This window comes from Natronorubrum aibiense (assembly GCF_009392895.1).
GTDB classification, from domain to species: Archaea; Halobacteriota; Halobacteria; order Halobacteriales; family Natrialbaceae; genus Natronorubrum; species Natronorubrum aibiense.
This window is the reverse complement of sequence record NZ_CP045491.1, coordinates 123,384-144,986: the sequence shown is the minus strand read 5'-3', so window position 1 is coordinate 144,986 and position 21,603 is coordinate 123,384. Positions and strand designations below refer to the sequence as shown.

16 protein-coding genes and 3 pseudogenes are annotated in these 21,603 nt (G+C 60.7%); 11 read left to right on the top strand and 8 right to left on the bottom strand.

Translation table 11 applies throughout. The annotated features are described in order from the left end of the window. Positions 1 to 53 precede the first annotated feature (53 nt). Complete coding sequence (locus GCU68_RS20825; RefSeq protein ID WP_152944563.1) at positions 54 to 998, top strand: hypothetical protein; 945 nt, start codon at positions 54 to 56, stop codon at positions 996 to 998. A gap of 428 nt (positions 999 to 1,426) precedes the next feature. Further along, positions 1,427 to 3,262: a hypothetical protein gene (locus tag GCU68_RS20820; protein WP_152944562.1), complete on the top strand. Its 1,836-nt coding sequence runs from the start codon at positions 1,427 to 1,429 to the stop codon at positions 3,260 to 3,262. 389 nt (positions 3,263 to 3,651) lie between these two features. Here GCU68_RS20820 and GCU68_RS20815 read toward each other — a convergent pair. Next, positions 3,652 to 4,248 (bottom strand): annotated as a pseudogene (locus tag GCU68_RS20815) (DUF7344 domain-containing protein). A gap of 751 nt (positions 4,249 to 4,999) precedes the next feature. On the opposite strand from GCU68_RS20815, the gene GCU68_RS20810 reads away from it, so the two are divergent. Further along, positions 5,000 to 5,950: a transcription initiation factor IIB gene (locus GCU68_RS20810; RefSeq protein ID WP_152944561.1), complete on the top strand. Its 951-nt coding sequence runs from the start codon at positions 5,000 to 5,002 to the stop codon at positions 5,948 to 5,950. Here GCU68_RS20810 and GCU68_RS21505 read toward each other — a convergent pair whose 3' ends face one another. From GCU68_RS21505 to GCU68_RS20790, 5 genes are all read right to left on the bottom strand, one after another. Then, a complete protein-coding gene (locus tag GCU68_RS21505; protein WP_168927132.1) occupies positions 5,951 to 6,127 on the bottom strand; it encodes a hypothetical protein in 177 nt (58 codons plus the stop codon). Positions 6,128 to 6,258: 131 nt separating this feature from the next. After that, positions 6,259 to 6,963, bottom strand: coding sequence for a protein sorting system archaetidylserine decarboxylase (locus tag GCU68_RS20805; protein WP_152944560.1), 705 nt, complete (start codon positions 6,961 to 6,963; stop codon positions 6,259 to 6,261). Positions 6,964 to 7,057: 94 nt separating this feature from the next. Then, entirely contained in the window at positions 7,058 to 9,109 is a 2,052-nt protein-coding gene (locus GCU68_RS20800) for a PAS domain-containing sensor histidine kinase (RefSeq protein WP_152944559.1), read from the bottom strand. Positions 9,110 to 9,234: 125 nt separating this feature from the next. After that, positions 9,235 to 12,069, bottom strand: a complete 2,835-nt coding sequence (locus GCU68_RS20795) for a DEAD/DEAH box helicase (protein WP_152944558.1) — start codon at positions 12,067 to 12,069, stop codon at positions 9,235 to 9,237. Positions 12,070 to 12,218: 149 nt separating this feature from the next. Continuing rightward, on the bottom strand, positions 12,219 to 12,842 hold the full coding sequence (locus GCU68_RS20790; protein WP_152944557.1) for a hypothetical protein: 624 nt from the start codon (positions 12,840 to 12,842) through the stop codon (positions 12,219 to 12,221). A gap of 802 nt (positions 12,843 to 13,644) precedes the next feature. On the opposite strand from GCU68_RS20790, the gene GCU68_RS20785 reads away from it, so the two are divergent. The 4 genes from GCU68_RS20785 to GCU68_RS20770 all read left to right on the top strand — a co-directional run bounded on the left by GCU68_RS20785 (position 13,645) and on the right by GCU68_RS20770 (position 16,846). Continuing rightward, positions 13,645 to 14,544: a 5-oxoprolinase subunit B family protein gene (locus GCU68_RS20785; protein WP_152944556.1), complete on the top strand. Its 900-nt coding sequence runs from the start codon at positions 13,645 to 13,647 to the stop codon at positions 14,542 to 14,544. Further along, positions 14,541 to 15,518 carry a 5-oxoprolinase subunit C family protein gene (locus tag GCU68_RS20780; RefSeq protein ID WP_152944555.1) on the top strand — a complete coding sequence of 326 codons (978 nt, stop codon included), beginning with the start codon at positions 14,541 to 14,543 and terminating at the stop codon, positions 15,516 to 15,518. The genes GCU68_RS20785 and GCU68_RS20780 overlap by 4 nt, the downstream gene beginning before the upstream one ends. An 83-nt stretch (positions 15,519 to 15,601) precedes the next feature. Next, positions 15,602 to 15,844, top strand: a complete 243-nt coding sequence (locus GCU68_RS20775) for an acetyl-CoA carboxylase (RefSeq protein ID WP_152944554.1) — start codon at positions 15,602 to 15,604, stop codon at positions 15,842 to 15,844. Positions 15,845 to 16,084: 240 nt separating this feature from the next. Further along, entirely contained in the window at positions 16,085 to 16,846 is a 762-nt protein-coding gene (locus tag GCU68_RS20770; protein WP_152944553.1) for a LamB/YcsF family protein, read from the top strand. 61 nt (positions 16,847 to 16,907) lie between these two features. Here the strand turns inward: GCU68_RS20770 and GCU68_RS20765 are convergent, their stop codons facing one another. After that, complete coding sequence (locus GCU68_RS20765) at positions 16,908 to 18,251, bottom strand: acetyl-CoA carboxylase biotin carboxylase subunit (RefSeq protein ID WP_152944552.1); 1,344 nt, start codon at positions 18,249 to 18,251, stop codon at positions 16,908 to 16,910. A 375-nt stretch (positions 18,252 to 18,626) separates the two neighbouring features. On the opposite strand from GCU68_RS20765, the pseudogene GCU68_RS20760 reads away from it, so the two are divergent. Next, a pseudogene (locus GCU68_RS20760) lies at positions 18,627 to 18,998 on the top strand (biotin carboxylase N-terminal domain-containing protein); the annotation flags it as partial. A 1-nt stretch (position 18,999) separates the two neighbouring features. Here GCU68_RS20760 and GCU68_RS20755 read toward each other — a convergent pair. Beyond that, a pseudogene (locus tag GCU68_RS20755) lies at positions 19,000 to 19,371 on the bottom strand (biotin carboxylase N-terminal domain-containing protein); the annotation flags it as partial. Between the two features lie 195 nt (positions 19,372 to 19,566). On the opposite strand from GCU68_RS20755, the gene GCU68_RS20750 reads away from it, so the two are divergent. From GCU68_RS20750 to GCU68_RS20740, 3 genes are all read left to right on the top strand, one after another. Continuing rightward, positions 19,567 to 20,058, top strand: a complete 492-nt coding sequence (locus GCU68_RS20750; RefSeq protein WP_152944551.1) for an Lrp/AsnC family transcriptional regulator — start codon at positions 19,567 to 19,569, stop codon at positions 20,056 to 20,058. A 251-nt stretch (positions 20,059 to 20,309) separates the two neighbouring features. Continuing rightward, the gene (locus tag GCU68_RS20745) at positions 20,310 to 21,251 is read left to right on the top strand and encodes a PGF-CTERM sorting domain-containing protein (RefSeq protein ID WP_152944550.1); all 942 of its coding nucleotides are present in this window, start codon (positions 20,310 to 20,312) and stop codon (positions 21,249 to 21,251) included. A 129-nt stretch (positions 21,252 to 21,380) separates the two neighbouring features. Then, complete coding sequence (locus tag GCU68_RS20740) at positions 21,381 to 21,602, top strand: hypothetical protein (protein ID WP_152944549.1); 222 nt, start codon at positions 21,381 to 21,383, stop codon at positions 21,600 to 21,602. The last annotated feature ends 1 nt before the right edge of the window (position 21,603 follow it).

The window sequence follows — 21,603 nt, the reverse complement described above, 5'->3', positions numbered from 1 at the left end:
ACCTTCCTCGACAAAGAAAAGTTTATGGCTGTAAGGCCAGGTTACGAAGATGTATGGCGCAGAACCCCCGTACGTCCGAGACGGACACTACGCCGAACGCAACCCGTAACAGTGGATTAAGCCGCCGCAGCTACGTGCGCTCGCTCGCAGCAGTAGCGACCGCGGCCACCACGCTCGGTGCGGCCGGCACGACGACCGCCGAGGACGACTACGAGGAGATCGAAGCCACCGGCCAGACCATCACCATCGGCGACGGTGAAACCTGGGAGAACAAACTCATCGACATGACAACCGGTCAAGATATCGTCATCACTGCCCACAGCAGTGATTGGACGATCCGCAACATCGGTTTCAAAGGTGAGAACACGTCCGGGACTGGCTCCGCAACGTTCGGTATCTCCGATACCGCCGGTGGGAGCTGTACCATCGAAAACGTCTACCTCGGCGATGGCTCGAGTACTGGCAACGGCAACCCCAACGGGCACGGACAGACTGCCTTCTGGGTTGCCCCCGATCACTCCGGCCACATCGACTTCAAGAACGTCAACATTCAGGGCTTCGCGGACAACGCGATCTACGGCTCCGCGCCCGGGAACAAAGGCGGCGGGACGATCCACATCGACAGCTGTTTCGCTGCCAATTGTTACGTCTCGCACTTCCGACTCGCAACGGAAGGCAGCAAGGTGACGAACTCCAGTGTCTATGTCGACGACGACGGGTACGTCGGCCGTGGGATCTGGGCCTGGTCGCCCGGCACGGTCGAAGTCGAGGGCTGCCAGATCGAAATGAACGGACACAACACCGCCATCGACGCCGGTGCGAACGGCCAGGGAACGAACGTCGTCCTCCGCGATACCGACTACGACGATCAGGCCGGTATCGCCGAACACGCCGGCTCGACCGTCCAGCTCGAGGGCGACTCGGGTACCGATCCCGAGGCATTCGTCCCGAAGGGCACGCCGACAACCCCCGAAGAGGCCGCGACTGGCAGTAACTAACGGCGAACGTATCGGTACAACGCGAGACCCTCGCTGACGCTTCCTCCACCCTGCTGACGCAACCTCCTCCCCGCTGACGCGATTCCAATTTTCCCTCCATCCGTTTCGCTGCTCGTTCGTCGTCCACCTGCCCTGTTCATCAGGGCCCCATCTCTCGAGACGGCCCGCTGGTGACGTGTGGTCGATCGAAAACTGACTGAAGTGGTCGGTAAATTCGTATTACCCATCGAGTGAGCCGGCGGCTTGGCCACGAACGAGTCGTAATATGGGATTACCCGTCGGACCAGTAGCTGAGAGAGATATATAAAATACCAATAGATAAATTCGAGTATTTCTTCCCAAAACACTCAGATAGAATCTAGAGTCTGTAAATTTTAGGTAAAATAGAAGGGAAAGTTTATGGTAGTAGTATTGTATTACCCGATTGCATGGCACGCGAACCTTCGGAACTGGACACAGATCGATTCGCCGACGGCATGGACCAGTCGGCACCCGAGAACGGTAATTCGAAATTACTCCATCGACGGTCGTACATGAAACTCGCTGGCGCGACGACTGCAGTTGCTACGGCGTTCGGGACGAGCGCGAGCGCCGACAGCAGCGACTATGACGTCATCCGCGCACGCGGGCAAGTGATCAACATCGGTCGCGGAGAGACGTTCGAGAACAAACTCATCGACGTTTCGACGGGCAACAGCATCCTCCTGAACGTCACGGGCGCGAACTCGGTGATTCGAAACATCGGGTTCAAAGGGCTCTATCGCGGGGATCAGTTCCTGATCTCGATCAATGCCGGCCGCGGCGACATTCTCTTCGAAAATATCTATATGGGTGACGGGGCGACCAAGGAAGGCTCGAGTTTCGTCCACGGTCCCGGTGCAGTCTTCATGCACCGCGGCAGCAAGGCGAATCTGACGTTCCGTCGCTGTAACGTGCAGGGCTTCCCGAACAACGGCTTTTACTGTTCTAACACCGCTTCTGGACCGAGCAGTGTCCACTTCGATACCTGTTTCGGAAAGAACAACGGCGTCACGACGTTCCGCTGTGCAAGCGGTGACGACGTGATCGAAAACTGTGTCGCGTACAACGACAACACCGACTACGGCCCCGGCTACGGCGGCTACACCGAGACCAACGGCCGCCCCGTGTGGGTCTGGAACGGCGGCACCGTCACGATTCGAGACTCGAATTTCGCCGACGGGCCGTACCCCTACGCACTCGTCGCCGGCGCCAACGGCTCGCCCGGCAGCGTCACCTTCAAGAGCGGTGGCTACCGCGGCAACATTCAGCGTGCGAGCGGGTCGACGGTCTCCATCGGCGACGACGTCTCGACTAACCCGGACCTCTCGATCCCAGACGGCGTTCCGACGTCCGCTGAGGCAGCCGCGTCGGGGGCCGCGAGCACCGGCACCGCCTCGAGCAGCGCGGAGCCGGTCGAGGACGACAGCGACGACGATGACAGCGACGACGGCCTCGAGAACGTGCTCCTCGTCGACGGCGACGATTCGGACGTCACCCGCTACGAGTTCAACGTCGACGGCGAACTCGAGCCGTCGAACGACGAGGGGGCGACGATCGACGACGCACTCGAGATCGACGGGGCGCTCGCAAGCGGTGTCGTCGCGAACTGGAAGGACGCCTTCCGCTTCAGCGGCGACCTCGAGCAGCTCACGGTCGACGGGCCGGGAACGGTACTGGTCAACGGTGACGAGGTCGATCCGGCCGACTACGGAGAGGAACTCCCCCACGTGCTGGAGGTCGAAGGGCAAGGATCGCCGACGAGTTTTGAGATCACCGTCGAAGGGACGATCGACATCGCCAGTGAGGACGATCCGGAAGACGAGGCGACGACGATATCCGGTTCGACCGTCCAGAGTTCGGTCACCGACGACAGCCAGACGTTCCGATTTTCCGGTGCGCTGACCGACGTTACGGTTATCGACGGTGAGGCGACCGTCTCGCTCGACGGCGACCAGATCGATCCGGCCGACTACGGCGACCACGAACTGCTTCCACACGCACTCGTGATCGACGGCACCGACGCCGACGAGCCGAGTACCTACTCGTTCAAAGCCAGCGGTTCCGTCGTCAAATCCGAGTATCAGGATGCCTCGATCGACGACGAAGACGTCATCGAAGGCAAAGCTGTCCGCGGTGCAGTGGGCAACTGGCTCGACGCCTACTGGTTCGACGGCGACATCGAAGATTTCACCCTCTGTGGCAAGGCCGCCGTCGACGTTCAGTACAACGTCCGAGAGCAGTAGCATCGATAGTAGTCATCGACTGTCACCGGCACCGGCTATTCGACCATACGACGCGCTGAATGTGGACGCGATTCAGTTCGAACTATCCTGCCGATCACAGTGGAGAGCAAGTCGAGAGTAAAGGTGGCCCCCGCGCCTGAACGGGAACAGATGCTGGCACGCGAACTGCTCCGGTACTGGATGACGGTCGTCGGGAGCCAGTCGTCTGTTCGGGAGCCGTGAATAAAAGTCCTTCTTACCCTCACGAACAGGAGTACGTGAGAGTCCGTCCGACGCTCACACGGGCAGGTCAGCTCAATGCATCGCTCGAGCGATGTCACTACAGCCGTCGGATCCGAGTCATAGTCGACGACCCAAATCCGACAACATCGTCGCTCGAGTCGCCGGCGCTACTCGATTCGTGAGAGTTTGCCGTCGACGTTCCGTTCCTGTTGGCGGTTCGTAACGACGTGTGCAGCCGACAGCACGAAAAACGCGACGACGACGAGCCCAGCGATACCGAGCGTTGGAATGGCCGACAGCGGTGGCAGGCCGAGAAACGTCCCGGTAACGAGCGCTGCACCAACGGCACTGAGCGCGGCATACCATCGATCCCACCGATCCTGGCGATGCGTATCCGTATCGAGATACATCATCAACAGATCGGCGTTATCCGCAAGCGAGATCAGGCCACGGTCCTGATCGTACTCGACGATTCCAGCATCGTCCATTTTCGGGAGATGTGTTTAATAAAGCGCAACGTACACGCGCTTTCGCTGATCGGAGCTCAGCGCGCTCACGTCAGTATCGTTCTCCCAGGCGGCGATCTGCTCGGCGAGTTCACCGAGCGTCACCGTCTCGTCCGCCTCGAGTAAATAGGCGAGTACTTCCCGTCGGCGGCGGTTTTTCAGCAGTTCGAAGATGACGTCTTTCGAAAGCCGTTGCTCTTCGCCCGACTCGGTCACCGACGCGATCTCGTCTGGAAGCGAGGTATCGATAGACGACATTAGTCTTGGCCTCCGGGCGTTAGACCCCCGTTCGAATCCGATTCCGACGAGTTACGGGAAGCGAAACAACGTCCATCGCATCGGGACGACGGAAACCGCACCGGTCCTATTCGGCAAGTCGCAGTCACGATTGACACACCAAGTTGTACACCAATACTGACACTCTTAAGCACAGCCACGTTTCGCACCGGCTGCAAAGCAGGTACGGGTCGACTTCGCAGCCGCAGTCGCGGTCGGTCGGAGCGGCGAAATAACGCTCGCTTGCGGGTTCGAACAGCGGTGGTCAGTATCGCGTACTTGAGGCTGTTTATTGTTCGCGTACGAAGGAGACGATTGTGTGGACAGCGAAGCATGGATGGGGCCCGATTCGGAGAGCTGGGACACGACACTGGTACTGAACGTTTGTCGCTTGCGACATAAAGACAAACGACAGTTCGGATCAGAAAGGCAGATTTACAGAATGAATACGTGATTTACGGCGCTGGATCGTCGAAACTATGCCCACGTTTCATGTGCTATGTCCACATCCTACACGACAGGGCGAGGACGCCATCACGGCGCTTCGCCCGTAGCGGACCGATGGGACACGGTTTCGGCACGAATCAGTCGATCGCCTTAGTCGGGCACAGCGACAGTATGTCGCTGCTTTCTCTTCTCCTCTTCGGGCATTATCGACCGACCCAGTAAGTCGGGGTTTCTCGCGAAACCATGTTACACCCTTACAATGCCTGCACGGATTCATTTGTCACTGATGACGCGGTCCCTCATCGATCACACGAAGACAGAATCAACGAAGACAGAGCCTGGGCTGTGTCCGGACTGCGAAACGGATACGATCGTACACGATCCGGACCGCGGCGAACGAGTCTGTAAGGAGTGCGGCCTCGTCCTGACCGAAGATCCGATCGACTACGGTCCGGAATGGCGTGCGTTCAACGCCCAGGAACACGACGAACTCTCCCGTGTCGGTGCGCCACTCACCCAGTCGATGCACGACCGGGGGCTGACGACGACGATCGACTGGCGTAACAAAGACGCCAACGGCCACTCGATGTCGGCCGACAAACACGGCCAGCTCCACCGGCTCCGGGTTTGGCAGGAACGCATTCGAACCAAAAACGCCGGCGAACGAAACCTCAAGTACGCTCTCTCGGAGATCGACCGCATGGTCAGTGCTCTCGGTGTTCCGAAACCCGTCAAGGAGACGGCAAGCGTCATTTACCGACAGGCACTCGAGCAAGACCTCATCCGGGGCCGGTCGATCGAAGGCGTTGCAACCAGCGCACTCTACACTGCCTGTCGAAAGGAGGACATTCCACGCAGTCTCGAGGAAGTAACCTCCGTCTCCCGAGTCGACCAGCGCGAGATCGGTCGGACCTATCGATACATCGCGGACGAACTCGACATCAACTTGGAGCCGACGAATCCACGCCAGTTCGTCCCCCGGTTCTGTTCCGAGCTCGATGTCGACAAAGACGTCGAAACGAAAGCCGTCGAGATCATCGACGAAACGACCCAGCAGGGGCTCCATTCGGGGAAATCACCGACCGGCTTCGCCGCCGCAGCCATCTACGCTGCCGGCTTGCTCTGTGACGAGACGATTCCCCAGCGGGCAGTCGCCGATACCGCACAGACGACCGTCGTCACCGTTCGCAATCGATATCGCGAACAACTCGAGGCCATCGATCAAGCCCCGGCCTGATTACATGATCGATCGTTCGTCGGCCGCGTAGATCTCGTCGTCAGCCAGTGCATGGAGGTTCGCGTACGGAACGAACGCGAGGAACTCGTCGTCTTTGTCGTACAACTCGAGTCCTTTATCCGTGTGTTCGTACCGCTCGCAGGCGATCTGTCCTTCTGGCAGGATTGCACGGTACATACCCACTCGAACGATGGCCAGCGAAATATAGGTGGGCAATAGTTCAGGCACGGGTGACTGTCATTCGTGACTATTGGGAAACTGAACGCACGTCCGCAGCCAGTTTACGACTTTCGAGCCCGGCGCTGATCTCACTCGATGCCGACGTCGAAATCCATTTCCGCGGCCGTCTCGAGTACCACCGTCTCCCCGGCAGTCATCGAATCACCCACGTCGACAGCGATGTCCTCGAGGTCCACCGTAGGGGGAAAGAGCAGGTCGACGCGGCTACCGAAGGCGATGTGGCCGAGTCGGTCGCCGCGGGCGACGTCGTCGCCGCGTTCGACGTAGGGGTGAATGCGACGGGCGAACGCGCCGGCGATGAACGTGACTTCGGCGTCGCTCGCGTCCGAATCCGGCGCATCGGCGTCTCGAGTCGCCCCCGTCGCCGATCCCTCGGCTGCAGGGAGGTTCGGAGAGTCCGTCTCACATCGAACGTGCACGCGCTCGTTGCGATCCGACTCCTTCGAAAACGCCGGGCGGTTCGCACCGGAGACGTGTTCGACGTCCGTCACGGCGGCGTCGAACGGCGCGCGGATGACGTGGACGTGCCAGACGTTCATGAAGACGCCCAGTCGAACGCGGTTGCCCTCCTCGCGGAGCACGGAGACGTTCCCATCGGCCGGTGAGACGACGCCAGTCGGCGGCGGCGTCCGCTCAGGGTCGCGGAAAAAGGCGAGTGTCCCGACACTGGCGGCGAGTGCAAGGAGACTCGCCGTCACGCTGAACACGAGCGCGAACGGTGCAGCAAGCAGAGGAAGAACGGCGTACTTCCAGGCCCCCGGCGCGAAGTTCATGCCCGAACACACGCAATCAGGTCGTATGGCCGTTACGATGGTGGGCAGAGCCGGTCGGTGTAACGGTGAACGAAGGCCGAATGGGACCACCGATTCACACGCAACGGTTTCGCTGGGGAGTCTCGGCCGGCTGCAAGGTAAACGAAAACGTCGAACCCGCACCAGGTTGTGAGTCGACCCAGATCTCACCGCCGTGGCGCTCGACGATACGCTGGCAGAGCGCAAGTCCGATTCCCGTCCCATCGTGCTCCATGCGGCTGTGGAGTCGCTGGAACACCTGGAAGATCTTCGACGTCTCCTCGGCGTCGATACCGATCCCCTCATCGTGGACCGAGAGACGCCACATCGAGCCGGTTCGCTCAGCATCGATGTGGACCCGCGGCTGACCGTCACCGCTGTACTCGATCGCGTTCGACAGCAGATTCTGAAACACCTGCCGAAGCTGGCCGGCGTCGCCCTGAACCTCGGGCAACGACACCGCCGTAATCTCGGCGTCGGACTGTTCGACCATCACCTGCAAGTCGGTCAGGACATCCTCGAGCACCACGTCGAGATCGACCGGTTCGAGCGGCGCACCCTTCAAATCGACTCGAGAGTACTCGAGGAGGCCGTCGATCATGTCACGCATTCGCTCAGCGCCGTCGACGGCGAACTGGATGAACTCCTCACCGTCGTCGTCGAGGTCGTCGGCATACCGGCTCTCGATGAGTTGGAGATAGCTCGAAACCATCCGCAACGGTTCCTGCAGGTCGTGTGAAGCGGCGTAGGCGAACTGCTCTAAGCGCTCGTTCGAGACCTCGAGTTCGGCGACCGTGTCGTTGAGGCGACGCTCATACGCCTGCCGTTCGATCGCCGTCGCGAGGATCGTCGCAGCGCTCTCGAGAAAGTCGATATCGTGGTCAGCGAACTCCCGTTCGTCAGCGCTGTAGACGGCGAGGACGCCCGGTGAGTCGGTCGTCGGGCCGATCGGAACGCCGATCCCGCTCGTGATGCCGTGGTCGGGCAGTCCAGTCGAGCCGGAAACCCGACCATCAGTCTCGAAGGATTCGACGGCGATCGGTTCGCGCGCGGCAAGCGTGGCCTCGGGCAGCGAGTCGGCACTCGAGTGTTGGATTTCAGCCTCGAGAACGGTGTCGTCGCAGCCAACGTGCGAACGAACCCGAAACGCGTCGTCGGTGCCGCCCGTCTCGGAGTCGTAGATGACACAACACTCGATGTCGAGTGCTGCAGCGATCAGTTCGGTCGCGTTCTCGAGAAGATCGTCCGTATCCCGGTTTTCGAGTGCGCGTCGGCCCAGATAGGCGATCGACTCGAGTTGGGCGACCTTCGCCGTGAGCGTTCGTTCGGCCTCCTTCCGTGGCGAAATATCACGGAACAGCCCCACGAAATAGCGGTCGTCGTCGTACCAGAAATCGTTCAGCGACACCCCGAGCGGGACTTCGTGGCCGGCTTTGTGTTGGCCCGGGAGTTCGACGTACGTCCAGTTTATTTTTCGCTCCCCCGTCTCGAGATACCGCTGTAACGCGTCGAGGTGTGTCTGCCGGAGCCGTGGCGGGATGATCGTGACCTTACTGGATCCGACCAGTTCGTCGGGTGGATAGCCGAGAATGCGTTCGACGGCAGGGTTGGTGTACTGGATATCGCTGTTCGTATCCAGAACGATGATCCCGTCTTGAAGTGCGTCAGCGAGCGCCTGAAACGTTCGTCCGTAGGTGAACTCGGACGACGATGCGGATTCCGTCGTCGTTGCTCGACGGTTGACGAGGCCGACGATCCGTGGCGACCCGTCCTCGGTCTCAAAGCGCTCGAGGTGGATCTCGACGGAGCGTCTCGTCTCCGCGCCGGTTCGGATCGGAAGCGTCGTCGAGACCGGGCCGGATCCGTCATCGGTGACGAGTGACTCGAGCGAGGGGGCCGTGTCCTCGACGAGCGTCGAAAGCGAGGTTCCGAGCAGTTCGGAGCGGCCGTATCCGGTCAATGACACGAAGGCGTCGTTGGTGTCGATGATCGTTCCGTCCGGTTGCATCCAGACACTGGCGATACCCGCCGCTGTGTGGAGCGAACCCAAGTCGGGGTCGTGAACGGTCGATCCGTCGCGGTGGTCCGTATGTCCAGCGGATGACGAGGAAGGCGGACCAGATTCCATTGCACATGCTTGGCCAGTCGCCATCATAAGAACTGGGTTTATTATTGTATGCGGTCTCCGTCGGCGGGGAGATACCTAGTCAATGGCGACGAGAGCCGCTCTTCTACCGCTCTAATCCAACGTCCCTAATTCCAGAACGATTGCGTGCGCGCGTACTCACGTTCTTTCGAGAGGATGTCACGATAGAACTCGGTTTCGTCTTCCCGAAGGTTGTTGATGATCCGGGCGGCGTTGTGTGGCCCGACGCCGCGGGCAGCCATCGCGATCACGGCCTGTTTGCCGTGGCTCTGAACGAGGCTGGCGCTCCGATAGGCGCGTTCGGTCATCGACGCCTGTTCGTCGTCTTTCTCCTCGGCGCGGACCGCCTGCACGACCTCGTCGGCCCACGGGTTCAGCGACGCGATTCGCGTCGAGCCACACTCGGGACACTCGGGCTGGTCGGCGACACGCCTGACTTTCGTCGTGGCTTTCCACTCCTTGCAGTGGGTACAGAGCAGGATGATGCGGTCGTTCTGCAGGCGCTCTTTGACCGTCTTGATCACGCTCGCGTCGGCGTTCTCGGGTGCTAGCAACTCCTTTCCACCGGCCGAGCGGCCGCCCTGTCCAACCGGCGTCCGCCCTCGGTGGGTAACGAGTTCCAGTTCGCCCGACTGGAGCCGCTCGAGGACCACACTCGCCCGGTCGACGTCCAGATCCTCGTGGAACACCTCCCGGATCGCCTCGTCGTACATCGGCGTGTCCTCGAGCGCTGCCAACAGCCGGTCGCTCGAGAGTCGTCCGGAACCGCTGTGCTGCCAGCGTTTGAGCGCGCCGAACTTGGCAGAGACCTGTGCGAGCCGGAAGGCGAGTGCATCCGAGCGCTTGAGGCCGAGTTCGATGATCGCCTCGACGTGGTCGGGATCGGTATCCTCGAGCACCGCCAGCACATCGCTGGTCGCCACCGAACTCGGCACCTCGAGTTCGATCCGGTAGGGGTCCGTCTCGAGGCCCACGGACGAGCCGGCCTGCTGGCCGAGCAACGAGGAGAGCACGCGACCGAGCGTTTCGTTGATCATGTGGCCAAACGGTGCGTTCAAGACGAGCGTTCGACCCTGCCGCTCGAGGACGAGCCGATCCGCCGTCGGCATCGGGGCCTCGGCCGCGACCTGACGCTCGAGTTGTTCGCAGGCACGCGTAAGCGTCTCCTCGTCAGCCGGATAGCGCTGGATGAGGTCTCGCGAAACGGCCCCAGCATCCGCACCAGCCGACAGCTGTGGTTCGGCGACGGCTCGGATCTCGCCGACCTCACCGGCAACCGCAGCGGGAACGGGAATCTCCTGACCGGTCCACGACGGCACCTCACCCGCGGGGTCTTCGATCGGGCTGACCTTCACTCGCGCCTCCTCGTCGTCGATCTCGGCGATGCGCCACATCTCGCCGCGCTGGATGAACACCTCGCCGGGCTGGGCGAAGTTGACCACGAACCGCTCGTCTAACGTCCCGATCTGAGTGCTCGAGGCGATGTCGTGGACCTCGTAGGTCTCCTCGTCGGGGATCATCGAGAGGTTCGCGTAGACGTACTGCCAGGTGCCGCCGGTCGTCTCGAGGCGATCCTCACCCTCGTCGAACCAGACGATTCGGTTGCGATGCAGTTCCGAGACGACCTCGCGGAACGTCTCCTCGGGAAGGTCGCGGAACGGATACGCGCGCGAGACGGTCTCGTAGGCCTCGCGTAGCGGTGTCGAGCCACGGCTCTGAACGAAGCCCGGGATCTGGTTTGCGACCACATCGAGACTCCCGTCGTGGATCGCCGTCGGTTCGACCTCCCCGTCGCGCGCTCGGCGGGCGATCGCGACCGCCTCGAGCGTGTCGTCGGGCCGGGTCGTGACGATCGTACCGCTCGAGACCGCGTCTTGGCGGTGGCCCGCACGCCCGATCCGCTGTAGCAGTCGCGTCACCTGCCGGGGGCTTTTGTACTGGATCACGTGATCGACGCGGCCGACGTCGATCCCCAATTCCATCGAGGACGTACAGAGCAGGCCGTCCAGTTCGCCGGCTTTGAACCGATCCTCGACGTCGATCCGGGCCTCCTTCGAGAGCGAGCCGTGGTGGACGCCGATGGGAAGGTTGAGTTCGGTGAACCGCGAGCCCAGCGCCTCGGCCGTCTGTCGCGTGTTGACGAAGATCAGTGTCGACTCGTGTTTGGCGACGAGGTCCCGAATCAGGCGAACGTGGCTGGCCGTGTCGGCTTCGGTCATCAGTTCGCCTGCCAGCCGTTCGTCTTCGTCGGTGATCTCGGGTTCGCGAACGGTGACGTCGACGTTGCTTCCGACGTCGATCTCTCGGATCTCACAGGGTCGGCCGCCGGTCAGGAACTGCCCGACCTCGGCAGGATCGCCGACCGTCGCCGACAAGCCGATTCGCTGGATTTGCCCTGAGAGGTCCTGTAGTCGCTCGAGGCCAACCGCGAGTTGGGCGCCGCGTTTCGACGCCGCGAGTTCGTGAACCTCGTCGATCACGACGTGGGAAACGTCTCGGAGGGCCTCCCGCAGCCGCTCGCCGGTGAGCATCGCCTGCAGGGTTTCGGGCGTCGTCACCAGCACGTCCGGTGGGTTCTCCGCTTGCTTCCCGCGCTGGTACTGGGTCGTATCACCGTGGCGAACGTCGACCGCGAGGTCGAGATAGTCGCCCCACCACTCGAGGCGTTCGCGCATGTCGCGGTTGAGTGCCCGCAGCGGGGTGACGTAAAGCGCGCCGAACCCCTCGGGTGGGTCGTCCAGCAGGTGATCGAAGACGGGCAACATCGCCGTCTCGGTCTTGCCGCTACCCGTCGGTGCGATCACGAGCGTATGCTGGCCGGCAGACAACGGCGGAATCGCCAGCTGTTGCGGCGGCGTCGGCCTCGAGAAACCGCGTTCGGAGAGCGCCCCGCGAACCGTCGACCCGAGATGCGTAAACGCTGCGACGTCCCCGTCAGTCATCGCCCCGGGGTAGGGGCGAACGGCGGATAAGCGCCACGCTCCGGTCGACTCGAGTACCTGCATGGACGGACGCGGCAGACGAGACACCGGGACCGAGACAGCACAGCAGCGACTGGATGCGAGACGCCGTAATTCGCATCGACAGCCGCTCACTGGGCAGTGTCTTCGTCCTCGGCATCGTCACTTTCGTCGTCTTCGGTCCGCTCGCTCTCGGGTTTGGACTCGGAGCCGGCGTCACCATCGTCGATGAGCTCCTCCACGACGTCCTCGTCGACCGTCATCTCGCCCGGTTCGGTCTGCTCCGTCTGGACGTCCGATTCCGCGCGCTCGGCGATTTCGTCGTCGAGCTCGTCGTCGGTGTCCTCGGCCTTTGGCCCTGCCTCGTCGAGCTCGTCGTCGGTGTCCTCGGCCTTTGGCCCTGCCTCGTCGAGCTCGTCGTCGGTGTCCTCGGCCTTTGGCCCTGCCTCGTCGAGCTCGTCGTCGATCCGTTCGCCCGCATCCGTAGGCGAATCGACGTCGGATTCGACAGCATCTCCGTCAACTTCGTCGATCGGAATCGTGACGAGGTCGCTGGCTCGGTCCTGAGCCTCGGAAACGGGCCGGGTCGGTTCATCGAGGACCGCGTCCATCGCTCGCTCCTGTATTTCGTCGACAGCGTCGTCGCTCGAGCCAAACACTCGGGTCACGAGGTAGACGACGATGAGAACGCCGGCCGTTACCAGAACGTATCTGCCAAGACGACTACCGGAGGAAGACTCATCTACCGACCCCATAGGTACCGCCGATATCGCTCCGCTCTGAAGACGTGTGGGAATGCGCATCACGAATGGGTTCCACGTCGGCGCAAAAGTGCGTTGGGGGCTCTGTGGCCTCCTCCTCGCCGTAAACGGCGAGGCTTCCCACGGCACCGCACCGCTGGGTTGGGATATTTGCTGGTTTACGACCTGTCGGCATGACAGGCCGCTGGCGGGGCCACACCGCCGTTACTCCTATCCTCGGCATGAGGACTCGGAGTTATCTTGTTGACCGAGACACCACAGCGGTTCAACAGGGTGTCTCGAACGTTCTGGGTCTCGGAGTCCCGATATTGTGCATTTGAGTGGCGGTGTGACCGCCTCGGTGTACGTCATGCTACGGAGCGATTCCACTTAGATATCCGTATTGCTGCTGAACGGTGGTTGTGTTGGCGTTGTCAGATTCACTCCCGTCCTCAGAACGCTTCGCGTTCTGATGTGCGAACGAGAGCTCCGCTCTCGTCAACGCCGTAAACGACGGGATTCTCTCCTCGCAGAAAGATAGTAGCCACTGAACGTCAGTGTGTGAATCGGTTCAGTTATTACGATACGCTCGTGGTGGCCGACCGCAATGAGTCGATGGTCCGACTCAAGAGACACTCGAGTGCGTCGAGTGGAACGCGACCCAGAAATGGTGGCGACAGTCACGGCTACGAGCAACCGGGGTTGTACCCTATTTCCCTGAACATCACCTCGTTGAATTTGGTTCGAGATCACGTGAGAATGTTAATCACCGACCAATATCTATTCAAGCGTGTACTCTGAATTGTCATCGTACAGCATGGCAAACGAGATTACACCGAAAGACCTTCCGGAGCCACGATACGAGTACGGGGCTGACGACCACGTATTCGTCGAGCTCGCGGAAGAGATGAGTTTCACTGCCAATTTTAAGGCGATGGCGATCACCCAGCAGGTCGCCGAGCGCGATATCGACGGGATCATCGAGAACTGTCCGGCAAACGCCTCTTACATGCTCCGTATCGACCCGGGCGTTATCCATCCGGACGACGTGATCGCGGAACTCAAAGAGATCGAAGCGGAACTCGACGTCGAGAACTACGAGTGGGAAACTCGCGTCATCGACATCCCCGTCCTGTTCGAAGATCCGTGGACCCACGAGACGCTCATGGAGTTCCGCGACCGCCACCAAGATCCGGACGGGACCGACCTCGAGTATTCGGCCGAGCTCAACGGATTCGACGACGTCGACTCCTTCCTCGAGGCGTTCGTCTCGGCCCCGCACATGGTCACGATGGTTGGATTCGTGCCGGGCCTGCCGTGGTGTTTCCAGATGGTGCCTCGAGACCAGCAACTCGAGGTACCCAAATACGTCGAGCCACGAACCGACACGCCCAGTCGCGCAGTCGGTTTCGGCGGTGCGTTCTCGGTTATCTACCCGGTACAGGGCGCCGGCGGCTACCAACTCTACGGCCGAACCCCTGTCGAAGTGCTCGACGTCGACCAGGAGTTGGCTGATTTCAGCGACTCGATGGTCTTCCCGAACCCCGGCGACATCCTGAACTACAGACCGATCGACCGCGAGGAGTACGACGCGATCCGCGAGGAGGTCGAGGACGGAACGTACGAGTACACCTACAAGCGCGTGAACTTCTCGACCGAGGAGTTCTTCGAATCGCCACTCGAGTACAACGACCAACTCACGGAGGACCTAGCATGATCACCATTCAGGAAGGCGGGATCGCGAGTACGGTACAGGACCGCGGCCGTTTTGGCCACTACCACATCGGCATGCCGCCATCGGGCGCGATGGACAAGTACGCCCACACGGTCGCGAACTACCTCGTCGGCAACAACGCCGACGCCGCGACGATCGAGATGACCTATCAGGGAATCACGGCAACGTTCGACGAAGACGCCGTCATCGCCATCACCGGAGCCGACATGTCGCCAACGCTCAACGGCGAGTCGATCGGCACGTGGGAAACCGTCGCCGTCGACGCTGGCGACGAACTCGAGTTGGCGTTCGCGACCGAGGGCGCGCGCGCATATCTCGCCGTCGCCGGTGGCGTCGACGTCCCCGAAGTGATGGGCAGTCGCTCGACGTACACCCTCGTTGGAATCGGCGGCCACGAAGGACGCGGACTCGAGGAGGGTGACGAACTCCCGATCGGCGAGGCCGACGGCACTCCGTCCGAGCTGGTCGACACACAACTCGACGACGAGTACGTTCCATCGTACGCGGACGAAGACACCGTCCGCATCGTCATCGGGCTCACGAGCTATCGGCTGACCGACGAGAGCAAAGAACGCCTCTGTGAGGCCGAGTGGAAGGTCTCGGCGGAAGCGGATCGAACCGGCTACCGACTCGAGGGGCCAGAACTCGAGTTCAAAGAACGCGAACAGCCGTTTGGCGCGGGCACCGACCCGTCGAACGTCGTCGACCTCGGCTATCCGATTGGATCGATTCAGGTGCCACAGAAACCGATCGTCCTCATGCAGGATGCGGTCACCGGCGGCGGCTACTCGACCGTCGGCACCGTCATCAGCGCCGACCGTGGCCTGCTCGCACAGCGCCAAACCCACAAGTCAGTGTACTTCGAAGCCGTCGACGTCGACGAAGCGATCGCCGCCCGCGAGGCACGCGACGATCGCCTCGAGACGATTCGAGCCGAAATCGAATCGACAAACTGAGGTCCAACGATCCAAACCGCACTCGAACGAAAGCCGAAGGAAAGAAGCTAATCCAGACCGAGTTCAATATAGAACACACCACTATGTCCGAAAAAACGACCGTCAACTCTCCGATGCCCGGCGTCTTCTATCGGCGACCAGACCCCGAAGACCCACCGTTTGTCGAAGAAGGCGACACCGTCGAAGAAGGCGAGACGATCGGTCTCGTCGAAGTCATGAAGAACTTCCACGAGATCGAAGCAGACACCGAAGGCACGATCGGCGAGTTCCTCGTCGACGAGGAAGCCGAGATCGAAGCCGATCAGGAACTCGTTACGATCGAGTAACGGCCTCGAACGACCGCTCGCTACGGAGTTGGGAGCCGAACGGCCACGATCGGCCTGTCATGATTCGTTCAGCTCATCAGGATACAGTCGACCCGCCATGAGGGGGTCGAATCCAACAGGCGAGAAAATACTTGAATTATATACAAGTCGGCGCCAGTTTTCTGAATGAGGAGTCACGGATCGGCCCCCGACGAGTGAACTGACGGAAGATATATGCGCGGTTGTGATAGAATTACACCCATGGCAGCGATCGATATCAACTGCGATATGGGAGAGAGTTTCGGCAACTGGCAGATGGGCAACGACGAGGCCGTCATGCCCTACATCACGTCCGCGAACATTGCCGGCGGCTATCACGCGGGCGACCCACACATCATGCGCGAGACGGTCGAACTGGCCGCCGAACACGACGTTGGCATCGGCGTTCACCCCGGTCTCCCGGACAAGATGGGCTTCGGCCGCCGAAAGATCGACGCCAGTCCCGAGGAGGTCCGCGATTACGTCGTCTACCAACTCGGCGCACTGACGGCGTTTGCACGTCGCCACGGCGCGACCGTCCAGCACGTTAAACCACACGGGGCGATGTACTCGATGCTCTCGGAGAGTCCGGAACACGCCCGTGCAGTTATGGAGGGCATGCTCGAGGTCGACGACGACCTCATCTATCTCGCGACCGATATGAATATCTACGAGGTCGCACAGGACGTCGACGGCCTTCGAGCCGTCTTCGAGGGATACGTCGACCTCGATTACCGGGCCGACCGCTCGCTGATCGTCGAACAGACGCTCGAGGATCGCGACCCCGAACTGGTCGCCGACCGATTCGTCTCGATCGCGACCGAGGGCGTTGTCGAGGCCGCAAACGGGGAGGAGATTTCGATCCCCGCAGACAGTATCTGTATCCACGGCGACAACCCGAACGCCGTCGCGGTGCTCGAGGCGATTCACGACCGCGTCGAGAAACACGAGATCGACCTCGTATCGCTGCCCGAAATCGTCTAACTAGTCGACGAATCCAAGCTGCTGAAACGGCGTTCCCGATCCGTGAAAACGGCGCGGATAGTTACCTCTCGAGCAGGTCGTTCTCGACGTACGTCGTCGTGTGTTCGTTCGCGACGAATCCCTCGTCCTCGAGCAACAGCTTGTGGAACGGGATCGTCGTCGGGACGCCGTCGATGGTGGTTTCCTCGAGTGCGCGTTTGCCGCGAGCGATCGCCTCGGCCCTGTCCTCGCCGGTGACGACCAGTTTCGCGAACATCGAGTCGTAGAACGGCGCGATCGAATCGCCCTCGTCGACGCCGTCGTCGACACGAACCCCGATCCCACGTGCTGGCCGATACGTCGAGAGTGTGCCGGGCAGCGGGATGAAATCGTTATCGGGGTCTTCGGCGTTAATTCGGAACTCGATCGCCGCACCGCGCGGTTCGATGTCGTCCTGTGAAAAGGTGAGTTCCTCGCCAGCGGCAACGCGAAGTTGCCATTTGACGAGATCGATCCCGGTGAGCTGTTCGGTGACGGTGTGTTCGACCTGAATGCGGGCGTTGACCTCGATAAAGTAGAACTCGCCGCCCTCGTAGAGAAACTCGACCGTTCCGGCGTTGACGTAATCGGCCGAGGCAGCGCCACGGCAGGCGGCGTCACAGAGTTCCGCGCGAGTTTCCTCGTCTAACACCGGCGAGGGCGACTCCTCGACGAGTTTCTGCTGGCGTCGCTGAATGCTGCAGTCGCGCTCGCCGAGGTGGCGAACGTTGCCGTGTTCGTCGGCGATGATCTGGACCTCGATGTGACGGGGGTCCTCGAGGAATCGCTCGAGGTAGACGCTGGGGTTGTCGAAGTAGGCGTCACCCTCGCGGATCGCCTCCTGCAGTTTCGATTCTATCTCGTCGGGGCCGTAGGCGATCTTGAGCCCGCGGCCACCGCCACCGCCGTCGGCTTTGATCGCGATCGGGTAGCCGTGTTCCTCGCCGAACGCTTCGACTTCGTCCGGTGACGTCACCGGTTCGGTCGTGCCGGGAACGATCGGAACGTCAGCCGCCTCCATGATTTTTCGGGCTTTGGTCTTCTCACCGAAGTCGGCCATCACGTCGCTCGGTGGCCCGATCCACTCGAACTCGCTCGCTTCGACGGTCGCAGCGAACGACTCGCTTTCGGCGAGAAAGCCGTAGCCCGGATGGATCGCGTCGGCGTCAGCGGCGCGTGCAGCCTCGAGGAGGGCATCCTGATCGAGGTAACTCTCTTTGGCCTTCGAGTTGCCGATGTGGTAGGCCTCGTCGGCTAACCGGACGTGTTTGGCGTCTTCGTCGGCATCGCTGTACACGGCCACCGCTTCGACACCGAGTTCCGAACACGCCTGGATGACTCGAACGGCGATCTCGTCGCGGTTCGCGATCAGCACCTTTTCGAACACAATATAGTGGTTTGGGAACTATTGGCAGATAAGTCTAACTTATCAGATTGTGTTGAACACAATTCATATCAAAACGTGATCGTCGAACCGAACGTAACGACCCATGTGACGAGATTTCTCGCTCGATTCGATTTCCGTTCGGATATCTGCCGTTCGTTCGAATAGTGTTTATCCAGTCGCCGCCTTTGAAAGGCGGCGACTGGATAAACACTATTCGAACGAACGGCAGATATCCGAACGGAAATCGAATCGAGCGAGAAATCTCGTCACATGGGTCGTTACGTTCGGTTCGACGATCACGTTTTGATATGAATTGTGTTCAACACAATCTGATAAGTTAGACTTATCTGCCAATAGTTCCCAAACCACTATATTGTGTTCGAAAAGGTGCTGATCGCGAACCGCGACGAGATCGCCGTTCGAGTCATCCAGGCGTGTTCGGAACTCGGTGTCGAAGCGGTGGCCGTGTACAGCGATGCCGACGAAGACGCCAAACACGTCCGGTTAGCCGACGAGGCCTACCACATCGGCAACTCGAAGGCCAAAGAGAGTTACCTCGATCAGGATGCCCTCCTCGAGGCTGCACGCGCCGCTGACGCCGACGCGATCCATCCGGGCTACGGCTTTCTCGCCGAAAGCGAGTCGTTCGCTGCGACCGTCGAAGCGAGCGAGTTCGAGTGGATCGGGCCACCGAGCGACGTGATGGCCGACTTCGGTGAGAAGACCAAAGCCCGAAAAATCATGGAGCCTCCATGATTTTTCGGGCTTTGGTCTTCTCACCGAAGTCGGCCATCACGTCGCTCGGTGGCCCGATCCACTCGAACTCGCTCGCTTCGACGGTCGCAGCGAACGACTCGCTTTCGGCGAGAAAGCCGTAGCCCGGATGGATCGCGTCGGCGTCAGCGGCGCGTGCAGCCTCGAGGAGGGCATCCTGATCGAGGTAACTCTCTTTGGCCTTCGAGTTGCCGATGTGGTAGGCCTCGTCGGCTAACCGGACGTGTTTGGCGTCTTCGTCGGCATCGCTGTACACGGCCACCGCTTCGACACCGAGTTCCGAACACGCCTGGATGACTCGAACGGCGATCTCGTCGCGGTTCGCGATCAGCACCTTTTCGAACACAATATAGTGGTTTGGGAACTATTGGCAGATAAGTCTAACTTATCAGATTGTGTTGAACACAATTCATATCAAAACGTGATCGTCGAACCGAACGTAACGACCCATGTGACGAGATTTCTCGCTCGATTCGATTTCCGTTCGGATATCTGCCGTTCGTTCGAATAGTGTTTATCCAGTCGCCGCCTTTCGTGACGTATGGACGAGCGTAGCATTCGCATTCTCCAGGCGATCGCCACACTCGGCACCGGGAGCCCGGACGAAATCTCGGCACACACCGGAATCCCGAAGTCGACGGTCCACTATCGGATCACGAAACTCAAAGAAGAGGGGATCGTGCTAGACGACCTGTTCACTATCGATCTCGAGAAACTCGGCCTCGAGATTACGGTCATCACGGAGGTCATCGCGGAGTACGATGAACAGTACCACACGCAAGTCGGCGACAAACTCGCCGAAATTGAGGGTGTCAATCAGGTCTACTTCACGATGGGTGAGACCGACTTCGTCGTGATCGCACACCTCGCCGGTCGTGAAATGGTCCACCGGCTCATCAGCGACTACGAAAGCATCAACGAGGTCGTCCGAACGAGTTCGCAGTTCGTCGTCGAAACGGTAAAGAACGAGCCACATCCGCTCAACGACTTCGAGTTGGAGACACTCATCGAGACCACGTCGGACCTCGATTGATTGCGACGCGAGTATCAGAGAGTCCGTCTTTAGGATACAATAATCACTGATTACTGCACCGTAATAGTGTGTTGTTTTCTAGTAGACAGTCCATAGTTACAAACTAATGTATGAAAGTCATCTCCGATGACACATCGATTACCACATATGCAGCAGTCGGTGTCCGTAAGACGACCTGACGATTGCCTTGAGCGACACTGTCTCCGGCGTACTCGGTCGAACTGGACGCTGACGCGAGGTGACGTCTGAGTATGACTCGATCGCGAACGGTCGTCGCGGCCGGTCTGTTCGCCGTGGTCTGCATCGCATTCGCCGGGTTCGTTGCGATCGGTGGCGCAAGCGCCGATTCGGCGACGAATCCGGCCCTCACACCTCCCGATTCGGATACCGAACTGAACGTCTCCGAAGACGCATACGTCGAAGAAGCGCCAGGTCCGGACGACGAATACTACGAAGCCAGTGACGGCAACTGGGTCAGTTACGTCAACCCACGCGACGAGTACCGAGAGCCGTATCTCGGTGATGGGTCCGCGAAGATCTGTGTCACACTCCTCAACGAGGCGGGTGACCCCATCGTCGGTGAGACCGTCCCGAACACGACAGTGACGCTCCCAACTGGTGATTCGACGTCGTGGCACAGCCACGCCGACCCGATGACCGTCACCTACCCGCTGACTGAGAACTACGACCGACCACTCGATGCCGACCAGTTCGGAACGACCGACGACCTTCCACAGGGGAACGGCTACATGGACAGCCACTGCATCGAACTGCACGGCCTGCCCGAGGACGGAACCGTCGAATACGGCGAAATCCAGATCGAGGGCGAGCACGCCGACAAAATCGAGACCGTCGGCTACATTCAACAGGCACACGACACGTGGGATACCGACATCGATCCAATCGAGGCCGCCGAACCATACGAGGAGGCCGGCGGTAGCTGGACCTACTACCCCGACGGCTCCCACGGACAGGTCACCGCCGTCCTCCAACTCGATAGCGAAGTGACCGGAGCCGACGGTGAACCAGTTCCCGACGAGGACGATAACTCATCGACCTCGAGTGCGGACGAGACGGACGACACCGACGACGAGGAAGGGGCCGGCGACGAACTCCCCGGATTCGGCGTCTCTGTTGCGCTCGTCGCGCTGGCGCTCGCAGCACTCGTCAGTGCCCATCGCCAGCGGAGCTGACCGGAGCCGAACGGTTCGAGCACCGATATTCGAACTACGCGCTCGAACGGCACAGTCGAGCACCATTTTCTGAGACTGGATCGCGTCCGATCAGTGGGTCTTTCACACTCCACTCGAGAGTGCCCACCAATGACAGCCGGAACCGAGTCGGACGATCCCGGAGTCCCAATCGTCTGCTCCGAATGCGAAACGACATCGCGTGTGCCACTCGACGCTGTGGCTGACGCGCTCGAACGGCACAACGAACAGCTCCACGACGGCGATACCATCGCCATGGTCGACCCCGACATCGCCGACCGGATCGCCGATCTCGTCGCGACCGATCTCGGACTGCTCGAGGATCAGGAGTAGG

Excerpts from the sequence above, each read along its gene's own strand:
- GCU68_RS20825 (WP_152944563.1), top strand. The coding sequence starts at position 54 with ATGGCGCAGAACCCCCGTACGTCCGAGACGGACACTACGCCGAACGCA.
- GCU68_RS20820 (WP_152944562.1), top strand. The coding sequence starts at position 1,427 with ATGGCACGCGAACCTTCGGAACTGGACACAGATCGATTCGCCGACGGC.
- GCU68_RS20810 (WP_152944561.1), top strand. The coding sequence starts at position 5,000 with ATGACGCGGTCCCTCATCGATCACACGAAGACAGAATCAACGAAGACA.
- GCU68_RS21505 (WP_168927132.1), bottom strand. The coding sequence starts at position 6,127 with ATGTACCGTGCAATCCTGCCAGAAGGACAGATCGCCTGCGAGCGGTAC.
- GCU68_RS20805 (WP_152944560.1), bottom strand. The coding sequence starts at position 6,963 with ATGAACTTCGCGCCGGGGGCCTGGAAGTACGCCGTTCTTCCTCTGCTT.
- GCU68_RS20800 (WP_152944559.1), bottom strand. The coding sequence starts at position 9,109 with ATGGAATCTGGTCCGCCTTCCTCGTCATCCGCTGGACATACGGACCAC.
- GCU68_RS20795 (WP_152944558.1), bottom strand. The coding sequence starts at position 12,069 with ATGACTGACGGGGACGTCGCAGCGTTTACGCATCTCGGGTCGACGGTT.
- GCU68_RS20790 (WP_152944557.1), bottom strand. The coding sequence starts at position 12,842 with ATGGGGTCGGTAGATGAGTCTTCCTCCGGTAGTCGTCTTGGCAGATAC.
- GCU68_RS20785 (WP_152944556.1), top strand. The coding sequence starts at position 13,645 with ATGGCAAACGAGATTACACCGAAAGACCTTCCGGAGCCACGATACGAG.
- GCU68_RS20780 (WP_152944555.1), top strand. The coding sequence starts at position 14,541 with ATGATCACCATTCAGGAAGGCGGGATCGCGAGTACGGTACAGGACCGC.
- GCU68_RS20775 (WP_152944554.1), top strand. The coding sequence starts at position 15,602 with ATGTCCGAAAAAACGACCGTCAACTCTCCGATGCCCGGCGTCTTCTAT.
- GCU68_RS20770 (WP_152944553.1), top strand. The coding sequence starts at position 16,085 with ATGGCAGCGATCGATATCAACTGCGATATGGGAGAGAGTTTCGGCAAC.
- GCU68_RS20750 (WP_152944551.1), top strand. The coding sequence starts at position 19,567 with ATGGACGAGCGTAGCATTCGCATTCTCCAGGCGATCGCCACACTCGGC.
- GCU68_RS20745 (WP_152944550.1), top strand. The coding sequence starts at position 20,310 with ATGACTCGATCGCGAACGGTCGTCGCGGCCGGTCTGTTCGCCGTGGTC.
- GCU68_RS20740 (WP_152944549.1), top strand. The coding sequence starts at position 21,381 with ATGACAGCCGGAACCGAGTCGGACGATCCCGGAGTCCCAATCGTCTGC.